The organism is Aminobacter carboxidus (genome assembly GCF_014863355.1).
Lineage (GTDB): Bacteria > Pseudomonadota > Alphaproteobacteria > Rhizobiales > Rhizobiaceae > Aminobacter > Aminobacter carboxidus.
Genome location: NZ_JACZEP010000001.1, coordinates 849,013 through 864,926, shown reverse-complemented (window position 1 = coordinate 864,926; position 15,914 = coordinate 849,013). Strand labels below are relative to the sequence as shown.

Below are 15,914 nucleotides of genomic sequence, written 5' to 3'. Positions count from 1 at the left end.
CCTACATCCGGCATTGTCATCACTCGGCCACAAGGTGGCAGGCGACACGCGTTCCGCCTGCCAGCGTGCGTATCGGCGGCAGTTCGGCCGAACAGCGCGCGGTAGCGATCGGGCATCTTGGATGGAACGGGCAGCCTGACGGAGGCTTGAGCGGGCTCGGCACCTCTCCACCGGCAACGATGCGATCCCGGTGCGGATGCTTGACGTTCGGGATCGTCTCCAGCAGCAGTTGCGTATAGGGATGGCGCGGCTTGGCGAACAGATCCTCGGTGTCGCCTTCCTCGACGATGCGGCCGAGATACATGACAGCAATGCGATCGGACATGTGCCTGACCACGCTCATGTCATGGCTGATGAACAGATAGGTCAGGCCGAATTCATCCTGCAACCGCCGCATCAGATTGAGCACCTGGGCCTGCACCGACACATCCAGGGCCGAGGTTGGCTCGTCGCACACCAGGAAACGTGGCTCGCTTGCCAAGGCACGCGCGATCGAGATTCGCTGCCGCTGCCCGCCGGAAAACTCATGCGGGAACTTGTCGCCGTCTGAAGCCGACAGGCCGACGGTCTTCAGAAGCTCCACCACCCGCTCGTTGATCTCGGCAGCGGAGTTCCGCAGCTTCAACTCGCGCAGCGGCTCGGCGATGATGTTCTTCACGCGCCAACGCGGATTGAGCGAGGCGTAAGGATCCTGGAAGATCATCTGGGCCGATAGCGGCTTGCCATCCGCGCCCAGCGCAAAGCGCATCTCGCCGCTATTAGCCCTGTAGAGCCCGGTTACCAGGCGCGCGACGGTCGACTTGCCGCAGCCGCTTTCGCCGACAAGGCTGAGGCAGCCCCCCAGTGGAACCTCGAAGCTGATGTCGCTGACCGCCTGCAGATACTGGCGCGGCTTGCGCTCGACCACCCGGTTGAGCCAGGGCGCCGATACGTCGAAGGACTTGACGAGCCGGTCGACGCTGAGCGCCGGCGTCTTCTGTACTGTCATGGCGGTCATGCTGTTCCTCCCGCATTCAGCCAGCAGGCGCTGGCGCCGGCGCCCACCGGCAACAGGCCCGGCCGCTCTCGCAGGCAACGCGGCCCGGCCTCCTTGCAGCGCGGATTGAATGCGCAGCCGGCCGGAACGGCATCGAGCCGCGGCATCGAGCCATCGATCTGGTTCAGGTGCTTGACGCGTGCGCCAAGCTCTGGAATGGAAGCCATGAGCCCTCGTGTGTAGGGATGCGTGGGCGCGCTCAGCACCTGCTCCACGGGCCCGATCTCGACAAGGCGACCGGCATACATCACGGCAATCCGGTCGGCAGTCTCGGCAATGACGCCCATGTCGTGCGTGACCAGCATGACCGCGGTCCGCTTCTCCTTGCACAGGCGACGCAGCAATGACGTGATCTGGGCCTGGATCGAGACGTCGAGGGCGGTGGTGGGTTCGTCGGCGATGATCAGCTTGGGTGCGGCCGCGAGTGCAAGGGCAATGACCACGCGTTGGCGCATGCCGCCGGAGAACTGATGTGGATACTGGTCGAAGCGTTCCTCGGGCGACGGAATGCCGACGTCTTTCAGCAGCGAGATTGCCCGTGCCCTCGCCTCCCCCTTCTTCAATGTGAGGTGCTGCCGTATCGTTTCGGTCAGCTGTGCGCCGACTGTGAAGAGCGGATTGAGCGAGGTCAGCGGGTCCTGAAAGATGGCGCCGATCTCGCGGCCACGAATTTTCTCCATCGCGCGGTCGTCGAGATTGTCGATGCGACGATCGGCGAGCCAGATCTCGCCTTCGGCGATACGACCCGGCTGTTCGAGCAGGCCCTGGATCGCCAGCCCGGTCATCGACTTGCCGGCGCCGGATTCGCCGACGACCCCGAGGATCTCGCCCGGCCGGATCGACAGGCTTACGTCGGAAAGCGCGGTGGCCACGCCCCGGCGACCCGGGAACTCAACCCTGAGATTGCGGACATCGAGTACTGGTTTGTCGACTTCAGCCATTGGGTTTATCCTCGATCGGATAGCTTGGCGGAAAAATCTCCGAAACAGGTGGGTTATCCCAGCTGCGTTCGGGATACTTTGCGATGAGGCCGTCGAACTGGCGCTGGGCGCGTTGCCGTGCGGCCTTCATGTCGATGCCGGCGACCTCGCCGAAGCGCATCGACATGCGCCCGTCGACAAACACGGCCTGCGTGACCTTGCCCGAACCGCCTGTTACCAGCGTGGTGATCGGATCGATCGACGGGGCCATGACCGCATCGTCCAGTCCGAAGACTGCGATGTCGGCGCGTGCGCCCGGCGCAAGCCGCCCGAGGTCGTCGCGACCGAGTGCCTTGGCGCCGCCAAGCGTTGCCGCATCGAACAGGTCGGCGCTGCGAACGCGATCGGGGGCCTGATCGTTGATGCGGCAGGTGATGAGGCCAACGAGCAGGTTCATCAGCATGTCGGCAGGCGTCGTATCAGTGCCCATCGCGATGTTGATGCCGCGCTCCTTGCATTTCGAGAACGAGTTGAGTGTGCTGCCGCCGCGGGCCGAGACCAGCGGGCAATGAACGATCGACACACCGTTCTGAGCATAGAGCCCGAGGTCTTCCTCGGTGGCGTTGGTGGCGTGCGGCGCGATCAGCCTGTCGCTGAGCAGGCCGGCGCGCGCCAGCCAAACAGGAGCCGTCGAGCCATGCAGCTTGCGTACGGTTTCGACCTCCATGGCGCCCTGCGCCATGTGCAGGCGGATCTTGCAGCCGAGCTCGTCGGCCGCGGCCTGCGTCTGGCGCAGCAGCGCTTCCGTGCAGGTCTCGACGCGATCCGGCACCAGCAGGCCGCGCACAAGGTCGCCATGGCGACCGGTCTGAAGGCCGATATAGTCGACCGCATCGCGCAAGCCATCGAGACCGCGCTTCTCGTCGAACACAGCTTCCATCCGGCCCGGCGCCTCAAGCACCATGCCGCCGGCGCGATACGCCGGGCTGAGATAGACGCGCAGGCCAAGGTCCCCGGCCGCATCCGCCGCAGCATCAAACTCGGCGACCGTTTCGCCCCACTCGCGATAAAACAGCGAGGCAATGGGCGCCGCCGTGGTGATGCCGTTCAGCAGCAACTGGCCAAAGGCAAAGCGCTTCTGGAACGCCAGTTCTTCCTGCGAGTACATCTCGTAGGGCCCGGCCTCAACATAGTGACGCGGCCACACCCGACCCTTGGCCCAACCGGGATGATGGTCGATGCCGAGAATGGTGGTGTCGAGATCCGAGAGCGCGTCGAGATCGATGAAGCCGGGGCTGACCAGCGCATTGCCGAAATCGATCCGGCGAGCGACCTCCCCAGTGAAGTCAGTGCCGACAAAGACCACCTCGCCGTCTTCGATGGCGACCTGGCCGTTTGGAACCAGCCTATGCCCGCCATCGCGATGACCGAGCACCCAGGCTGCGGTGATCAGCGTCCGCCCGTCGGGACGCTTGCCGAGTTCGAGTGTGTCGAGAACCTGTCGTGTCATGGCATTTCCACCGTGGCCTGGCCGTTGCGCGCGGTAACGCGGCCGCCTTTGATGACCAGCGGACGTGGCGCGACGTCGACGACCGCATGGGCCAGCGTCTCGCCCGTCAGCAGCGTGAGATCTGCATTGCAGCCTTCGGCGAGGCCGTAACCGTCGATGCGCATAACATCCGCCCCGCCTTGCGAAACGACGTGCAGCACGTGGGCCAGTTCGATGTCCGAGCGCAGGCCGTTCTTCATGCCAACCACCTTGGCGCGGTCGAGCATGTCGGGCTGGCCCCATGGCCCCCAGGTGTCACGAATGCCGTCGCAACCGGCACCGACGCGCACGCCGGCCTGCTTGAGGCGCATGATCGACGGCACAGTCGCCGACGGCGCACCGGTCGTCAGGATCGCGACGTCGAGTTCGGCGATCTGTTCGATCAACTGGCCGACGCGGAGGTAGTCGTTCATGCCGAGCGCGAAGGCGTGGCTGATCGCGACCTTGCCTTGCATGCCATTGGCGCGGATGCGCTCGAACATCAGTTCCATGGTGAAGGCGCCGAGGTCGCCCGCCTCGTGCAGATGGATGTCGATCGGCTTCTGGTGCTTCAGCGCAAGCGCGAAGATGGCGTCGAGCTGCCCCTTGGGATCGCGGTCGATGCCGCAGGGGTCGATGCCGCCGAGAACCTCGCAGCCCTGGCTAAGCGCTTCGTCGAGCAGTTCCAGCGTGCCCGGCATGACCATCAAGCCCGACTGCGGGAAGGCGACGATCTCAATGTCGATGACGCCCTTCAGCTTCTCGCGAGTCTCCATGATGCCGTCGACGAGAGCCAACTTGTGGACCGGATCGATGTCGACATGGCTGCGGATATGCGTCGCGCCGTGAGCGGCAAGGCCGATCGCGTGGCGCATCGACTGGCGGTGCGGGTCGATGCCGATCTCGATGCGGTTCTCGCGCTCGAAGTCGATGCGCTCGCGCAGCACTGCACGGCGGTTGTTCTCGTGCCAGGGCATGCCCCAGGTGGTCTTGTCGAGATGGGTATGCGCGTCGATCAGGCCCGGAATGGCGATAGCACCCTTGCCGTCCTCGACCGGCATGCCGGGGTCCGCCTCGAAACGGCCGATGCCGGCGATCCGCCCGTCGCGTATCAGCAGATCGGAGTTCGCACCGCCATGGGGGCGCACGTTGCGGAGCAACAGGTTGGTCATCACGCTTACCTCAGTTTCGGATTGAGAACGTCGCGCAGCCAGTCACCCAGGATATTGACGACGACGACGAGCAGGCAGAGCTGGATCACTGGAAAGAGCACGATCCACCACGAGCCTGAGAACAGGAACTGGTTGCCGATGCGGATCAGGGTTCCCAGTGATGGCTGTCCCGGCGGCATGCCAATGCCGAGGAATGACAGCGTCGCCTCGGTGAGGATCGCCATGCCGAAATTCAACGTGGCGGCGACCAGCACCGGCGTCAGCGTGTTGGGCAGGATATGGTACGCCAGGATGCGACGGGCGGGCACCTTCAGGAGCCGAGCCGCCTGAACATACTCCTTGTTACGCTCGACGATGGTCTGCGCACGCACCGTGCGCGCATATTGCACCCACGCCGATAGCGAAATGGCGAGGATGAGCACGGCCGAAGCCCCGATTTCGCGCAGCTCGCTTGGCAGCAGCTGCCGCACCACGGTCGAAACGAGAATGGCAATCAGGATCGTTGGCATCGACAGCGTGATGTCGCCGATGCGCATCAGGACGTTTTCGATCATGCCGCCGAAGAAGCCGGCGACCAGACCTGCCGTCATGCCGATCAGCAGCGACAGGGCAACCGAGGCGAGGCCGATGACGATCGATATACGGGTGCCGTAAAGGATCGCCGACAGCATGTCGCGACCTTGCGTGTCGGTGCCAAGCAAATAGGGCCACTCGCCGCCCTCCTGCCAGACCGGCGGCAACTCCGCCTTCCACATGTCGAGCTGTGCTGCGTCATAGGGGTTCTGCGGCGCAATGAGCGGCGCAAAAACCGCCGTGAGGATCAGCACGGCCAAAACCGTGGCGGCGATCATCGCCGATTTGCTGTGCGTGAACGACCACCAGACGTCGCTGCCTCGCGCACGCTGCAGCATGGTGGTGGGCTGTGCCGCGCCCGGCTTTGAAGTATCGCTCGTCATCGAGACGCCCTTGTGGTCAGCGTGCGTTGCGCAGGCGCGGATCGATCACCGCGTAGGTGATGTCGACCAGCGTGTTCAGCGCGACGAAAATAAAGGAGATGATGCAGAGGTAGGCCGCCATCACCGGGATATCGAGGAAGGTAACCGCCTGGATGAACAGCATGCCCATGCCTGGCCACTGGAAGACAGTCTCGGTGATGAGGGCAAAGGCGATCAGCGAACCGACATTCATGGCCGTCATCGTCACCACCGGCATCAGGCAGTTCCTCAGCGCGTGGCGGAAATAGATGCGCCAGCGCGGAATGCCTCTGGCGCGCGCAAACTTCACAAAGTCGGAACGCAGCACTTCCAGCATCTCGGCGCGGACAAGGCGCATGATGAGTGTGATCTGGTAGAGCGAAAGAGCCACGGCGGGCAGGATCAGCGCCGCGCGGCCCGAGGGCGTGAGCAAGCCCGTCGACCACCAACCGATCTGGATGACCTCACCCCGACCGAACGATGGGGCAATCCCAAGTACAACCGAAAAGACCAGGATAAGCAGGATTCCGACGACGAAGCTGGGTAGCGAGACGCCGATAATCGACAGGAACTGCAACGACTCGGTATACCATCGCCCTCGCTTGATGGCTGTAAGCACCCCGAGCGGCAGGCCGACCACCAGCGAAATCAGCGTGGCCACAAGAACCAACTCGAGCGTTGCAGGAAAGCGCTCGCCGATCAGAGTCAGAACGTCCTGGCCATTGCGGTAGGAGATGCCGAAGTCGCCCCGCGCGGCATTGGTGACGAAGCGCACGAACTGCGTTGCGGTGCCGTCATTGAGACCGAGCCGCTCGCGTATGTTGTCGCGATCCTCCTGGGTCATCTGCTCGTTGACCATCAGCTCGACCGGATCGCCCGCAAGGCGGAAGATCACGAATGCGAGCATGGCCACGGCGAGCATGACCATGATGGCGTTGGCGATGCGGCTTATTGTGAAGACCAGCATGTGGAGCCTCGCAGGGTGGATGGAGCCGGAGCGCCTGCCGCGCCGGCTCCATGTGGATGTTTACTGCGCGAAATGTGTCAGCCAGTGGCGCGGCTTGTTGTCGGCAAGCTGCGTGATCCCATCGATCTTGTTGCTCATGACCCAGGCCATTGGCTGCTGGTGCAGTGGCAGCATGATGAGGTCGTCTTTCGCCATCTGCAGCGCCTTGGTCTGCAGCTCGAGACGCTTCGTCCTGTCCATCTCTGTCGACGCCTGCTCGATGAGCTTGTCGATCTCCGGGTAGGTCCAGCCACCCCAGTTGAAGACGCCGGCCTTGTCGGTCTTCGTCTTTATCATCTGCAGCAGGATGGAATAGCTGTCGAGCATCGGCTCGTTCGCCCAGCCGATCAGATAGACGTCGGCCAGGCCACCGGCGCGCTTGGGGGTCTGCGCCGCGGCCGGGGCGATGTCGAGCTGCGGCTTGAATCCAGCGCGGGTCAGCATATTGACCAGGCCCTGGCACAGCTCCTCTTCGTTTACATAGGCGTCATTGGTGCAGACCAGCGTGAACGGAAGATCGCTGGCGCCGGCTTCGGCCAGCAGCTTCTTGGACAGATCCGGATCAAAGGGAAGCACCGAATCCAATGCCTCGACATAACCTGGGATCTCAGGTGCGATGATCGCGCCTGCAGTCCGCGATTTGCCGCGCATGATGCGCTTCTGGACCAGTTCGCTGTCCAGAGCGTGGGCAAAGGCCTGGCGCACGCGCAGGTCGTTGAACTTGTTGTCGGCGCCATTCGCCAGCTTCGGCTTGCGGTTGAAGCCGACCATGATCGTGCGCAGGTCGGTACGCTCCATCACCTTCAGATCCGGCTGCGCGACGAGGCGCGGCAGGTCCTGGGACGGCGCGTTTTCGGTGAAGTTGATCTCGCCGGACAGGAGCGCTGCAACGCGGGTCGCCGCCGAGGTGATCGGCGTGAATTCGATGCGGTCGATGTTGGATTTCGATGCGTCCCACCAGCCGGGGTTTTTCACCAGAACGGTCTTGCTGTCTGGAACCCGGCTTTCCACCTTGAAGGCGCCGGTTCCGTTGGCGTTGTAGGTTGCATATCCCTCGACCTTGGCGCCGACATCGGTCGGCTTCAGCGACTTGTTGTCGGTCAGCCAGGTCAGGTCGAAGACGTGAATGTTCGTCAGGTCGTTGAGCAGCAGCGGATAGGGGCCGACCAGCTCGATGTCGACAGTGTGATCGTCGACCTTCTTGGCGCCCTTGTAGGCCGGGAGGTTGCCTCGCAGCGGCGAAACCGGATCGCTGACGCGGGTAAGCGAAGCGATCACGTCATCCGCGGTGAAATCCGCGCCGTTGTGGAATTTTACGCCTTCGCGCAGATGAAATCGCCAGACCGTGTCTGACACGGTCTCCCAGGACGTCGCCAGCGCCGGCTCGATCTCCAGATTGGCGTCGTAGCGGACAAGGCCTTCATAAACGTGGTTGAGGAAAGACAGCGTGTAGCTGTCGCCATATGAATAGGGATCGAGCGAGTAGATGTCGCGCGAAGAACCCCATTTGAGGGTCTCCGCAAGGCCGGGCGTCGAAAAACCCGCAGCCACGATGGCCGCGAGGGTCAGTTTCCTCAGCATGTCAGTTCTCCCATTTCTCTTTGTTACCCCAGTCCCCTTGGCGGGGATCTTGTACGTGAAGCGACGGTGTACGAAGGCCCTTAATCCGATCGCTGTATCAACCAGCAGTGCTGTCTGCGCCGGAACCTCAAGGCGTTGTCGACTGGCGCTTGCTTCTTTGTCATTGGCGCCTGCTTCCCAAAAGCTACGAAGTCACCCCTGCCTTGTCAACCATATTGTCGACAATGTGGTCCATTTTTGCCAACATATCTGGACGATCATATTGACCAGGTCCGTCGGCAACTGGCCTGACTATGGGGCAGCAACCTGTCAGCATGCAGTCTGGCCCCAAAGGGTGCCAGGGGGCACACAGGCGGCGAACGTTGCGAGAGTGGGAAAATTTGGCTGAAAGGCGCTTGAGCAAGCACCACTGGGCTGCGATGTATCGCAGCCCGCAGCAATTCGAGGATCAATATCTTGACAGACGGCAAAAGCGGAGCCTGATCAGCGGCCCCATCCAAGAGGCAGACCCGGCATTGCGGCAAATTTGATTAGGAGCCGGCAGTGCGCTCTTTTGAGATAGGGGCTCAAACGCACTGCCGGCAGACGCCTGGAGTTGGGAACACGCGGCGCGCCGGGAGTGGTAGCGCGCCGCGGAAAACCAGGCGTTTCTATGCGACTGGATCAGGAAGCCAAGGCAGCAACTCGTGTTGCCGCAACCTCGGCCTCGAGCAGGGCCGACCGCTTGCCCCGGTGCAGATCCTTGGCAAACACGCAAGCCGCATCGTGTCCAGGGGACAGCTTGAAGGCAGGCGGCACCTGCTGCTTGCAGTCGTCGACCACCATCGGGCAGCGGGTGCGGAACCTGCAGCCGGACGGCGGATTGGTCGGGCTCGGCACCTCCCCCACCATCAGCGGGACCTTGCGCTGTCTCTCGGCGATGGGGTCAGCCTCGGGCACCGAGGCGAGCAACATCTGCGAGTATGGATGGCTGGGATGGTCGTAGAGTTCCTGCGACGGTCCATGCTCGACGATCTTGCCGAGATACATGACATAGACGCGCGAGGCGGCCTGCCTGACGAGTTCGAGGTCGTGGGCAATGAACAGGCAGGCCACACCCAAATCCTTCTGCAATCGCAGGAACAGGTTCATCACCTGGGCACGGATCGAAAGGTCCAGCGCGCTGACCGGCTCGTCGCAGATCAACACCCGTGGATTGACCGCAAGTGAACGCGCAATGGCAACACGCTGGCGTTGGCCACCGGAGAGCTCGCGCGTATGGCGATCCTTGACTACATCGGCCAAACCGACCTGGTCGAGAAGCTCCTTGGTGCGGCGGTCGCGGTCGGTCCGGGATCTGATCCCATCAATCTGGAGGGCTTCGTCAAGGGCCTCCCCGACCGTCTGGCGATCGTTGAGCGACGAATAGGGATCCTGGAACACGTATTGCAAAGCGCGACGGCTGTCGCGGAGTGCTCCGCCTGAAAGCGTGCTGAGGTCGACACCATCGAGCAGCACCCGCCCGGATGTTGCTTTCTCGAGCCCGACGATCGTGCGCCCGAGCGTCGACTTGCCACAGCCGGACTCGCCGACCAAGCCAACGATTTCACCCGGATAGAGTTCGATGGAAACGTCGTCGACCGCATGCACAAACTTGCCGCGCTGGACGCTCTTGAACCTGGTTTGCAGATTTTCGACTTTGAGAACGGGTCTGTGCGTCATGCTGCTGCCCTTCCTTCGTTGACGACGGGACAAGCGACAAAAACCGAACCATCCGCCGAAGGCACCAAGGGAGGCCGGCTGGCCGTGCATGTGGGAACCGAGAAGTCGCAGCGCGGCGCAAAGGCGCAACCCTTGAACGGAGCTCCGAGCGTCGGTGGAATGCCAGGCAGTCCACGGAACTGCGAGCCGATCGGGTCCTCCCGTTTCGGAATCGCATTGATAAGGCCTCGCGTGTACGGGTGGCGAGGCTTGACCAGGACCTTGTCCACCGGCCCGCGTTCTGCTGCCCGTGCCGCATACATGACGACGATGTTGTCGGCAGCGCCTGCGACCACGCCCATGTCGTGAGTGATCAGCACCATGGCCATGTTGAGCCGGCGCTGCAGGTCCTTGAGCAGGCGCAGGATCTGGGCCTGAACCGTCACGTCGAGAGCGGTCGTCGGCTCGTCGGCGATCAGGAGCTTGGGTTCGCCCGCCAGCGCGGTGGCAATGACGATGCGTTGCCTGAGGCCACCCGACAGCTCGTGAGGATATTGGCGCAGCCGGGCGGCCGGATCGGAGATGCCGACGAGCTTGACGAGTTCCAGCGCGCGCGCCTCTGCCGCACGCGGTGTCATGTCGAGGTGAAGCTCCGCCATCTCGGCAATCTGGCGACCGATGCGCCGCACCGGATTGAGGGCGCTCATCGGATCCTGGAAGATGAAGCCGATGGACTTGCCGCGTATCTTGCGGACTTCCTGTTCCGGCAGTCCGATCAGCTCACGCCCGCCAAAGCGCACCGACCCGGACAGGCTCGTCGTCACGCCCGTCGGCATGAGACCGAGAGGAGCGAAATTCATCACGGTCTTGCCGCTGCCGCTTTCGCCGACGATGGCAAGGCACTCGCCCTGGCGTACGGTGTAGCTGACCCCGTCTACAGGACGGATGGCGGATTTGGCCGTCAGCAGATCGACAGTCAGATTGCTGACGTTCAGAAGCGGTTCGTCATGCATCGGAATTCTCCTTGCCCCAGCCGGCAACTTCGATCCGCCGTATGGCCAGCATGCGGCGCGTCAATGGTTTGGGGATGCGATTGAGCGCGATAGCTTCGCCGAGCGTGTTGAAGCCAATGACCGCCGCCGTCAGGGCCAGGCCAGGCAGGATGACCTGTCGCGGATCGGACTCGAGATAAGGCAGCGCGTCGACAAGCATCTGCCCCCATTCCGGTGTCGGCGGCTGGATGCCCAGGCCAAGGAAGCTGAGCGTCGCGACGGCAAGCGCGGCCGTGCCGGCATCTGCCGTCGCATAGACCATGACCGCGCCGATGGTGCCGGGCAGCAGATGGCCGAAATAGATGCGCCAGGGGCTGGCGCCAAGCACACGCAGGGCCTCGATATGCGGCTTGCTCATGATGCTCACCGCAACCGCCCGGCTGATGCGACCGCTCATCGGCCACCAGGCAAGCGCAAGTGCCAGCACCATGGTCCAGTAGCCGGGGCCGACAATACCAATGACCGCCAGCGCAACAATCAGGCTGGGGACCGACAGGCCGACGTCAACGACACGCATCAGCAGATCATCGACCCAGCCACGGTGATAGCCGGCGATCGTGCCCATCAGGATGCCGATCGTCATCGCAATGATGAGGACCGAACCGACGCTGACCAGCGAGGTGTTGGCGGCAATGATCAGGCGACTGAGGGTATCGCGCCCGAGATGGTCGGTGCCGAGCCAGTGGGCGGCACTTGGCCCGGCACTTCCCTCCAGCAGATTCTGCGCGCTAGGGTCCTGTGGGGCGAGCCAGGGGGCAAAGGTGCCTAGGGCAACGAACAGGCAGATGACGATCAGCGCCGCGCGGGGGAACTTGTTCAGTCGGGCGAAAAGTGGATTGAGTTTGTCCATGATCAGCTCCATTGGCGCCGGATGCGGGGATCGGTCATCAGGACCGCTAGATCGACGACGAGGTTCACCACGATGAAGAAGGTGAGGAAGATCAGCAGGCATGCCTGCACGACCATGAAGTCGCGGAAGCGCACGCCGGCGAGGAAGTAGTCGCCAACACCCTGCCAGGCGAAGAGCGGCTCGACGATGATGCCCGTGGCCGTCATCAATCCCACCTGGGTGCCAAGCGCATTGATAAAGACAGGCGTGATGTTTGGCAGCGCTTCGCGGAACAGGATGGCGGTGCGCCCCAGTCCCTTGCTTTTGGCTGTCAGCACGTAGGGGCTGGTCATGGCCTCCTCCAGTCCGACACGCACGACACGGCTGAGCACGGCTGCCGGCAAGACCGCAACGGTCAGCCATGGCAGCACCCAGCTGATTGGGCCGTTGAACCCGAAGGACGGGAACAGCTGAAAGGTAACGGAGAAGCCGTAGATCATCAGCGCACCGACGAAGAAAGTCGGTGTCGACGCCCCGATGAGCGCCAGACCGCGCGAAACGCGGTCTGGCAGTTTGTAGGGCCAGAAGGCACCGAGGAAGCCGAGAAGCAGGCTGAGCAGGGTCGCAATCAAAGCGCTGCCCGCGATAAGTGTCCCGGTGACCATCATGCGCTGTGGCAGGTCCGCACTGACCGCCTGGCCCGTCCTGTAGGAGATGCCGAAATCTCCTGTAACGGCATCACCAAGCCAATCCACGTAGCGCATCAGCAGTGGCTTGTTCAGTCCTATCTCTTCGGCGACCTGAGCGACGTATCCCGGGACGGCAACCGCGCCGCGCAGTTCGGCAATCAGAACCGCGACGTTGCCCGGGGCCGAGACGACGAGCGTGAAGCAGACCACGGAAGCCAGAAACAACAGCACCAGGGAATGCTTCAGCCGCTTGCTGATGAAGTGGATCAAAGCACCCTCCCTTAGTCGGCCAGGACGATTTTTTCGTACGGCATGTCGTATTCGGTGACCGGGCTGGTGAAGCCCTGGACACGCTTGGAATGCGCCCAGATGCTGGGAACGTAGACCAGCGGCGCGATCGCGTCGTTGTCATAGAGCCAGTCGTAGACCTTCTGGATCGTCGGTTCGATCTGATCCCCGCTCGCCGCCGTCGCCGCATTGATCAGCGGGTCCAGATTGGCAGCGTCAGTGACCAGCTTGCCTTCGACGTCGTTCTTGAAGGTCGACAGGCAGAGTGCCACAACAGATCCGAAAGGATCATAGGGAGCGCCATAGGTCAGGAAGAAGCCGAGATCGTATTTCTTCTCGAGCATGTCGGTGTGCTTGGAGGCATGGTCGACGGAACGAACGACGAGGTCGATGCCGATCTCCTTCATCTCGGACTGGATCACCTCGGCGATCACGCGAGAGCCGGGAATAGCATCAGGGCTGACGACCATCTCGAGCGTCAGCGACTTGCCATCCTTGGAGCGGATGGGACTGCCCGTCCAACCCGCCTTTTCCAGCAGCGCCGAAGCAGCAGCCACGTCGCGTAAAGGAGCGTCGTGCTGCTTGCCTGCATAAGGCAGCGCCGACGAAAACAGGTTGCCGGCGGGCTTCGCATAGCCGTGGTAGAGAGCCTGGGAAATGGCCGCCCGGTCGACGCCGATGCTGATTGCCTTGCGAACCTGCTGGTCCTTCAGCGCCTCCGCACGGTCGGGGTTGAAGGCCATCACCAGTGAGACGTTGCCCGGGTCGATGGCGACGTTGAAGCCTGCCGCCTCGAGTTGCTTGCCCTCCTCCGGGGTCAACGGCGCGATCCAGAAACCGCCGATCAGGTCGATCTCGCCGGCGCGCAGTGCCGCAACCCGCGACCGCGCGTCCGGGATGACCTTGGCTTCGAGCCGTTCATAAGACGGCATCTCGCCCCAATAGCCTTCGTGGTGCTCAAACACACTCTGGGTGTCGTCGGCACTGACCTGGCGCCATGGCCCGGTACCGACCGGTTCGCCGAATTTGCCGTCGGCGCCGACAGACTTCGGGCTCAGGAAGCGGACGGGGCGAGTGTAGGAGAGCTCCTGCATGAGCGCGAGGACTGGCTCCTTGAAATGGAGAGTGACGTGATAGTCGTCGACCACATCAAGGGAGTCGAAGTACTTGGAGCAATTCATCCAGCTGAACTGTTCCTTGCCCAGCCAGCGATCGAGATTCCACTTGCACGACGCGGCATCGAACACCGTGCCGTCCTGGAAGGTTACGCCCTGCCGAAGCGTGAGATGAAGGGTCTTGCCGCCATCCTCGATCTTCCAGTCGGTCGCAAGGCAGGGCTCGATCTGACCGCCCTTGCCGTACTTGACCAGCGGCTCGAACATCAGGTCCTGGATCGCCCAGATGGCGTAGTGGCTCTGTGGATCGAGATTGCCCGCAGGCTTGGCAATCGCGACGCGGAGCGTGCCTGCTGCGCCCTCGGCATAGGCGATCCTGGCGAATGCGGCCTCGGCCATGACCAGCCCTACGGCCGCGGACGAGACCTGCAAAAATGAACGCCTGTTCAGTGTCATTGGGTAGCTCCTCTCTTTGCTGTCGTTCCCTGGCGCCTTGAAACTTCCGCAACGGAAATTGGCGCTCACTTGTATAGACATATCATTCTAGGCATGTATACAATCTTTCGTCAATATCGTATTTTTTGAAATGAAGTTTCGTGAGCGAACTATCAGTGCGGCAGCCACTTGGAAGGGGTGCCAGCTCACGCCAATGAGGCGGATGAACGAAGTGCGAAGGATTGGAAGCCTTCAGGCTCACGCTGGGACTTGGCCTAAAATCGCCTGAATTTCGGAGCCTGTCCATGTCGCAACGGAGCGGAACGCAGTCATCGACACGGATACGGAAGCGAACACTCCCGTTCGAATGTGAATACGCATTGTGCACAATACCGTATACTTTAATGGAGAAACTGATCTCCAATTAAGCTGATGAACCCCGATACCGCTGCATCGATGACCGAGTTTATGGGCGAAGCAGAGCGGCTCCACGTGCCGGTGATCGACGGCGTGGCCGCTGCAATCAAATTTGCCGAGGCAATCGTGGGCATGCGGCTGCGCACGGCCAAAGCTGGCGACTGGCGTATCCGCTCCCCCGACTGTACCTGGACAAGCTCACCGCCTATGCGCCGGCAACGCTGTTTCCAGCCAAGGAGCGCGAGGGCCCCGCCTGTCTAGCGATCCGGCGGAGCTGACCATGGATCTCGATTTCGCCAATCTGCCCGAGATGGCGTCCCCCACGTCGATGGTTCATACGGCAACGACAACCGCCACGGGTGGTTCCCGTGGCGGTTGTCTTGTTGGTGGCTTGGCCGTGCCGACTAATACGACTTCAGCACCGCAGTCACACGGTCCCCTTCGCCGTTCAAGATGATCGACACCTTCTCGCCGGCCTGGAGTGGAGGCAAGGCAACGTCGCGCGGCACTGTGTAGCTCTTGCCGTTCTCGAGCGTGATGACGCGTACGTCGTGGTTGTACTTGGCAACAACGCCGTCGGAGGAGGATGCGATTGCCGCGCCAGCAAGTAAGATGAGAGGCGAAGCGATGAGGAGGATGGTCTTCATTTTGGGTGCCTTCAGTTTTTGGACAATGGAGGGGCGCTACCCGGCATCACTCGATGCTGGGCCGTCCACGCCAGTGCTTTTCATAAAGATTTGACTTCGGTCTGATGACCGGTGAAGCGGGCTCGCAGCTTGGCCGCAAACCGTGTTCGACTATCAACAGGGCATTTCTGCCTCCTTCCTGGTTGACGGCTTTTCGAGCCGTTGTTGAAGGCTGCGCGTTCCAGTTACTGGCAAGTCAAGCGTGGTGATGGGCGGCTTTTTCCGATGGCTTTGCCGGCAGAAAACTCGGCACCGCGCGTCACTCTGGAGCGTGCAGGGTGGTGGCGCGTTCGGCAGAAACCTCTCTGCAGATCAGCACCAAGCACCGCGATGCGAGGGCATCTGGCCATTTTCGTGAGGATGCGAGCGCGGTCGATTCGTTGCCGATCAGAGGTTTGTTGCGGCAATCCATGCAAATGGGTTCCAGCAACAAAAGACGGTTGACCTTCCAGTCACCGGAAACCCTAGCGTCGCCGAAAATCATCCAGCGGTGTCGTCGCAGACGC

At 62.3% G+C, this 15,914-nt stretch carries 14 protein-coding genes and 1 pseudogene; 1 reads left to right on the top strand and 14 read right to left on the bottom strand.

The annotated features are described in order from the left end of the window. Nucleotides 1-19: 19 nt before the first annotated feature. The 12 genes from IHE39_RS03990 to IHE39_RS03935 all read right to left on the bottom strand — a co-directional run bounded on the left by IHE39_RS03990 (nucleotide 20) and on the right by IHE39_RS03935 (nucleotide 14,326). Nucleotides 20-997: an ABC transporter ATP-binding protein gene (locus IHE39_RS03990; RefSeq protein ID WP_434781276.1), complete on the bottom strand. Its 978-nt coding sequence runs from the start codon at nucleotides 995-997 to the stop codon at nucleotides 20-22. After that, on the bottom strand, nucleotides 994-1,977 hold the full coding sequence (locus tag IHE39_RS03985; RefSeq protein WP_184768807.1) for an ABC transporter ATP-binding protein: 984 nt from the start codon (nucleotides 1,975-1,977) through the stop codon (nucleotides 994-996). Before IHE39_RS03985 ends, IHE39_RS03990 begins: the two co-directional genes overlap by 4 nt. Beyond that, nucleotides 1,970-3,466: an amidohydrolase family protein gene (locus IHE39_RS03980; RefSeq protein WP_192565580.1), complete on the bottom strand. Its 1,497-nt coding sequence runs from the start codon at nucleotides 3,464-3,466 to the stop codon at nucleotides 1,970-1,972. Before IHE39_RS03980 ends, IHE39_RS03985 begins: the two co-directional genes overlap by 8 nt. Beyond that, nucleotides 3,463-4,656 carry an amidohydrolase family protein gene (locus IHE39_RS03975; protein ID WP_184768805.1) on the bottom strand — a complete coding sequence of 398 codons (1,194 nt, stop codon included), beginning with the start codon at nucleotides 4,654-4,656 and terminating at the stop codon, nucleotides 3,463-3,465. The genes IHE39_RS03980 and IHE39_RS03975 overlap by 4 nt, the downstream gene beginning before the upstream one ends. 5 nt (nucleotides 4,657-4,661) lie before the next feature. Continuing rightward, on the bottom strand, nucleotides 4,662-5,612 hold the full coding sequence (locus IHE39_RS03970) for an ABC transporter permease (RefSeq protein ID WP_192565579.1): 951 nt from the start codon (nucleotides 5,610-5,612) through the stop codon (nucleotides 4,662-4,664). Between the two features lie 16 nt (nucleotides 5,613-5,628). Further along, a complete protein-coding gene (locus IHE39_RS03965) occupies nucleotides 5,629-6,597 on the bottom strand; it encodes an ABC transporter permease (RefSeq protein ID WP_184768803.1) in 969 nt (322 codons plus the stop codon). A 60-nt stretch (nucleotides 6,598-6,657) separates the two neighbouring features. After that, complete coding sequence (locus IHE39_RS03960) at nucleotides 6,658-8,217, bottom strand: ABC transporter substrate-binding protein (RefSeq protein WP_184768802.1); 1,560 nt, start codon at nucleotides 8,215-8,217, stop codon at nucleotides 6,658-6,660. A gap of 663 nt (nucleotides 8,218-8,880) precedes the next feature. Then, nucleotides 8,881-9,918, bottom strand: a complete 1,038-nt coding sequence (locus IHE39_RS03955) for an oligopeptide/dipeptide ABC transporter ATP-binding protein (protein WP_192566040.1) — start codon at nucleotides 9,916-9,918, stop codon at nucleotides 8,881-8,883. Further along, complete coding sequence (locus tag IHE39_RS03950) at nucleotides 9,915-10,910, bottom strand: ABC transporter ATP-binding protein (protein ID WP_192565578.1); 996 nt, start codon at nucleotides 10,908-10,910, stop codon at nucleotides 9,915-9,917. Before IHE39_RS03950 ends, IHE39_RS03955 begins: the two co-directional genes overlap by 4 nt. Next, nucleotides 10,903-11,811, bottom strand: a complete 909-nt coding sequence (locus tag IHE39_RS03945; RefSeq protein WP_184768800.1) for an ABC transporter permease — start codon at nucleotides 11,809-11,811, stop codon at nucleotides 10,903-10,905. The genes IHE39_RS03950 and IHE39_RS03945 overlap by 8 nt, the downstream gene beginning before the upstream one ends. Further along, the gene (locus tag IHE39_RS03940) at nucleotides 11,802-12,737 is read right to left on the bottom strand and encodes an ABC transporter permease (protein WP_184768799.1); all 936 of its coding nucleotides are present in this window, start codon (nucleotides 12,735-12,737) and stop codon (nucleotides 11,802-11,804) included. The genes IHE39_RS03945 and IHE39_RS03940 overlap by 10 nt, the downstream gene beginning before the upstream one ends. An 11-nt stretch (nucleotides 12,738-12,748) precedes the next feature. Continuing rightward, nucleotides 12,749-14,326, bottom strand: coding sequence for a nickel ABC transporter substrate-binding protein (locus IHE39_RS03935; RefSeq protein WP_184768798.1), 1,578 nt, complete (start codon nucleotides 14,324-14,326; stop codon nucleotides 12,749-12,751). A 462-nt stretch (nucleotides 14,327-14,788) separates the two neighbouring features. On the opposite strand from IHE39_RS03935, the pseudogene IHE39_RS31065 reads away from it, so the two are divergent. Further along, nucleotides 14,789-15,000 (top strand): annotated as a pseudogene (locus IHE39_RS31065) (Asp/Glu racemase); the annotation flags it as partial. Between the two features lie 126 nt (nucleotides 15,001-15,126). Here IHE39_RS31065 and IHE39_RS03930 read toward each other — a convergent pair. Further along, entirely contained in the window at nucleotides 15,127-15,369 is a 243-nt protein-coding gene (locus IHE39_RS03930; protein ID WP_184768797.1) for a DUF1344 domain-containing protein, read from the bottom strand. Between the two features lie 298 nt (nucleotides 15,370-15,667). Next, nucleotides 15,668-15,892, bottom strand: a complete 225-nt coding sequence (locus IHE39_RS03925) for a hypothetical protein (protein WP_192565577.1) — start codon at nucleotides 15,890-15,892, stop codon at nucleotides 15,668-15,670. Nucleotides 15,893-15,914 lie beyond the last annotated feature (22 nt).

Coding starts and splice junctions, on each gene's coding strand:
- IHE39_RS03950 (WP_192565578.1), bottom strand. CDS start 10,910: ATGCATGACGAACCGCTTCTGAACGTCAGCAATCTGACTGTCGATCTG.
- IHE39_RS03975 (WP_184768805.1), bottom strand. CDS start 4,656: ATGACCAACCTGTTGCTCCGCAACGTGCGCCCCCATGGCGGTGCGAAC.
- IHE39_RS03970 (WP_192565579.1), bottom strand. CDS start 5,612: ATGACGAGCGATACTTCAAAGCCGGGCGCGGCACAGCCCACCACCATG.
- IHE39_RS03980 (WP_192565580.1), bottom strand. CDS start 3,466: ATGACACGACAGGTTCTCGACACACTCGAACTCGGCAAGCGTCCCGAC.
- IHE39_RS03945 (WP_184768800.1), bottom strand. CDS start 11,811: ATGGAGCTGATCATGGACAAACTCAATCCACTTTTCGCCCGACTGAAC.
- IHE39_RS03965 (WP_184768803.1), bottom strand. CDS start 6,597: ATGCTGGTCTTCACAATAAGCCGCATCGCCAACGCCATCATGGTCATG.
- IHE39_RS03990 (WP_434781276.1), bottom strand. CDS start 997: ATGACCGCCATGACAGTACAGAAGACGCCGGCGCTCAGCGTCGACCGG.
- IHE39_RS03935 (WP_184768798.1), bottom strand. CDS start 14,326: ATGACACTGAACAGGCGTTCATTTTTGCAGGTCTCGTCCGCGGCCGTA.
- IHE39_RS03960 (WP_184768802.1), bottom strand. CDS start 8,217: ATGCTGAGGAAACTGACCCTCGCGGCCATCGTGGCTGCGGGTTTTTCG.
- IHE39_RS03955 (WP_192566040.1), bottom strand. CDS start 9,918: ATGACGCACAGACCCGTTCTCAAAGTCGAAAATCTGCAAACCAGGTTC.
- IHE39_RS03930 (WP_184768797.1), bottom strand. CDS start 15,369: ATGAAGACCATCCTCCTCATCGCTTCGCCTCTCATCTTACTTGCTGGC.
- IHE39_RS03925 (WP_192565577.1), bottom strand. CDS start 15,892: ATGATTTTCGGCGACGCTAGGGTTTCCGGTGACTGGAAGGTCAACCGT.
- IHE39_RS03985 (WP_184768807.1), bottom strand. CDS start 1,977: ATGGCTGAAGTCGACAAACCAGTACTCGATGTCCGCAATCTCAGGGTT.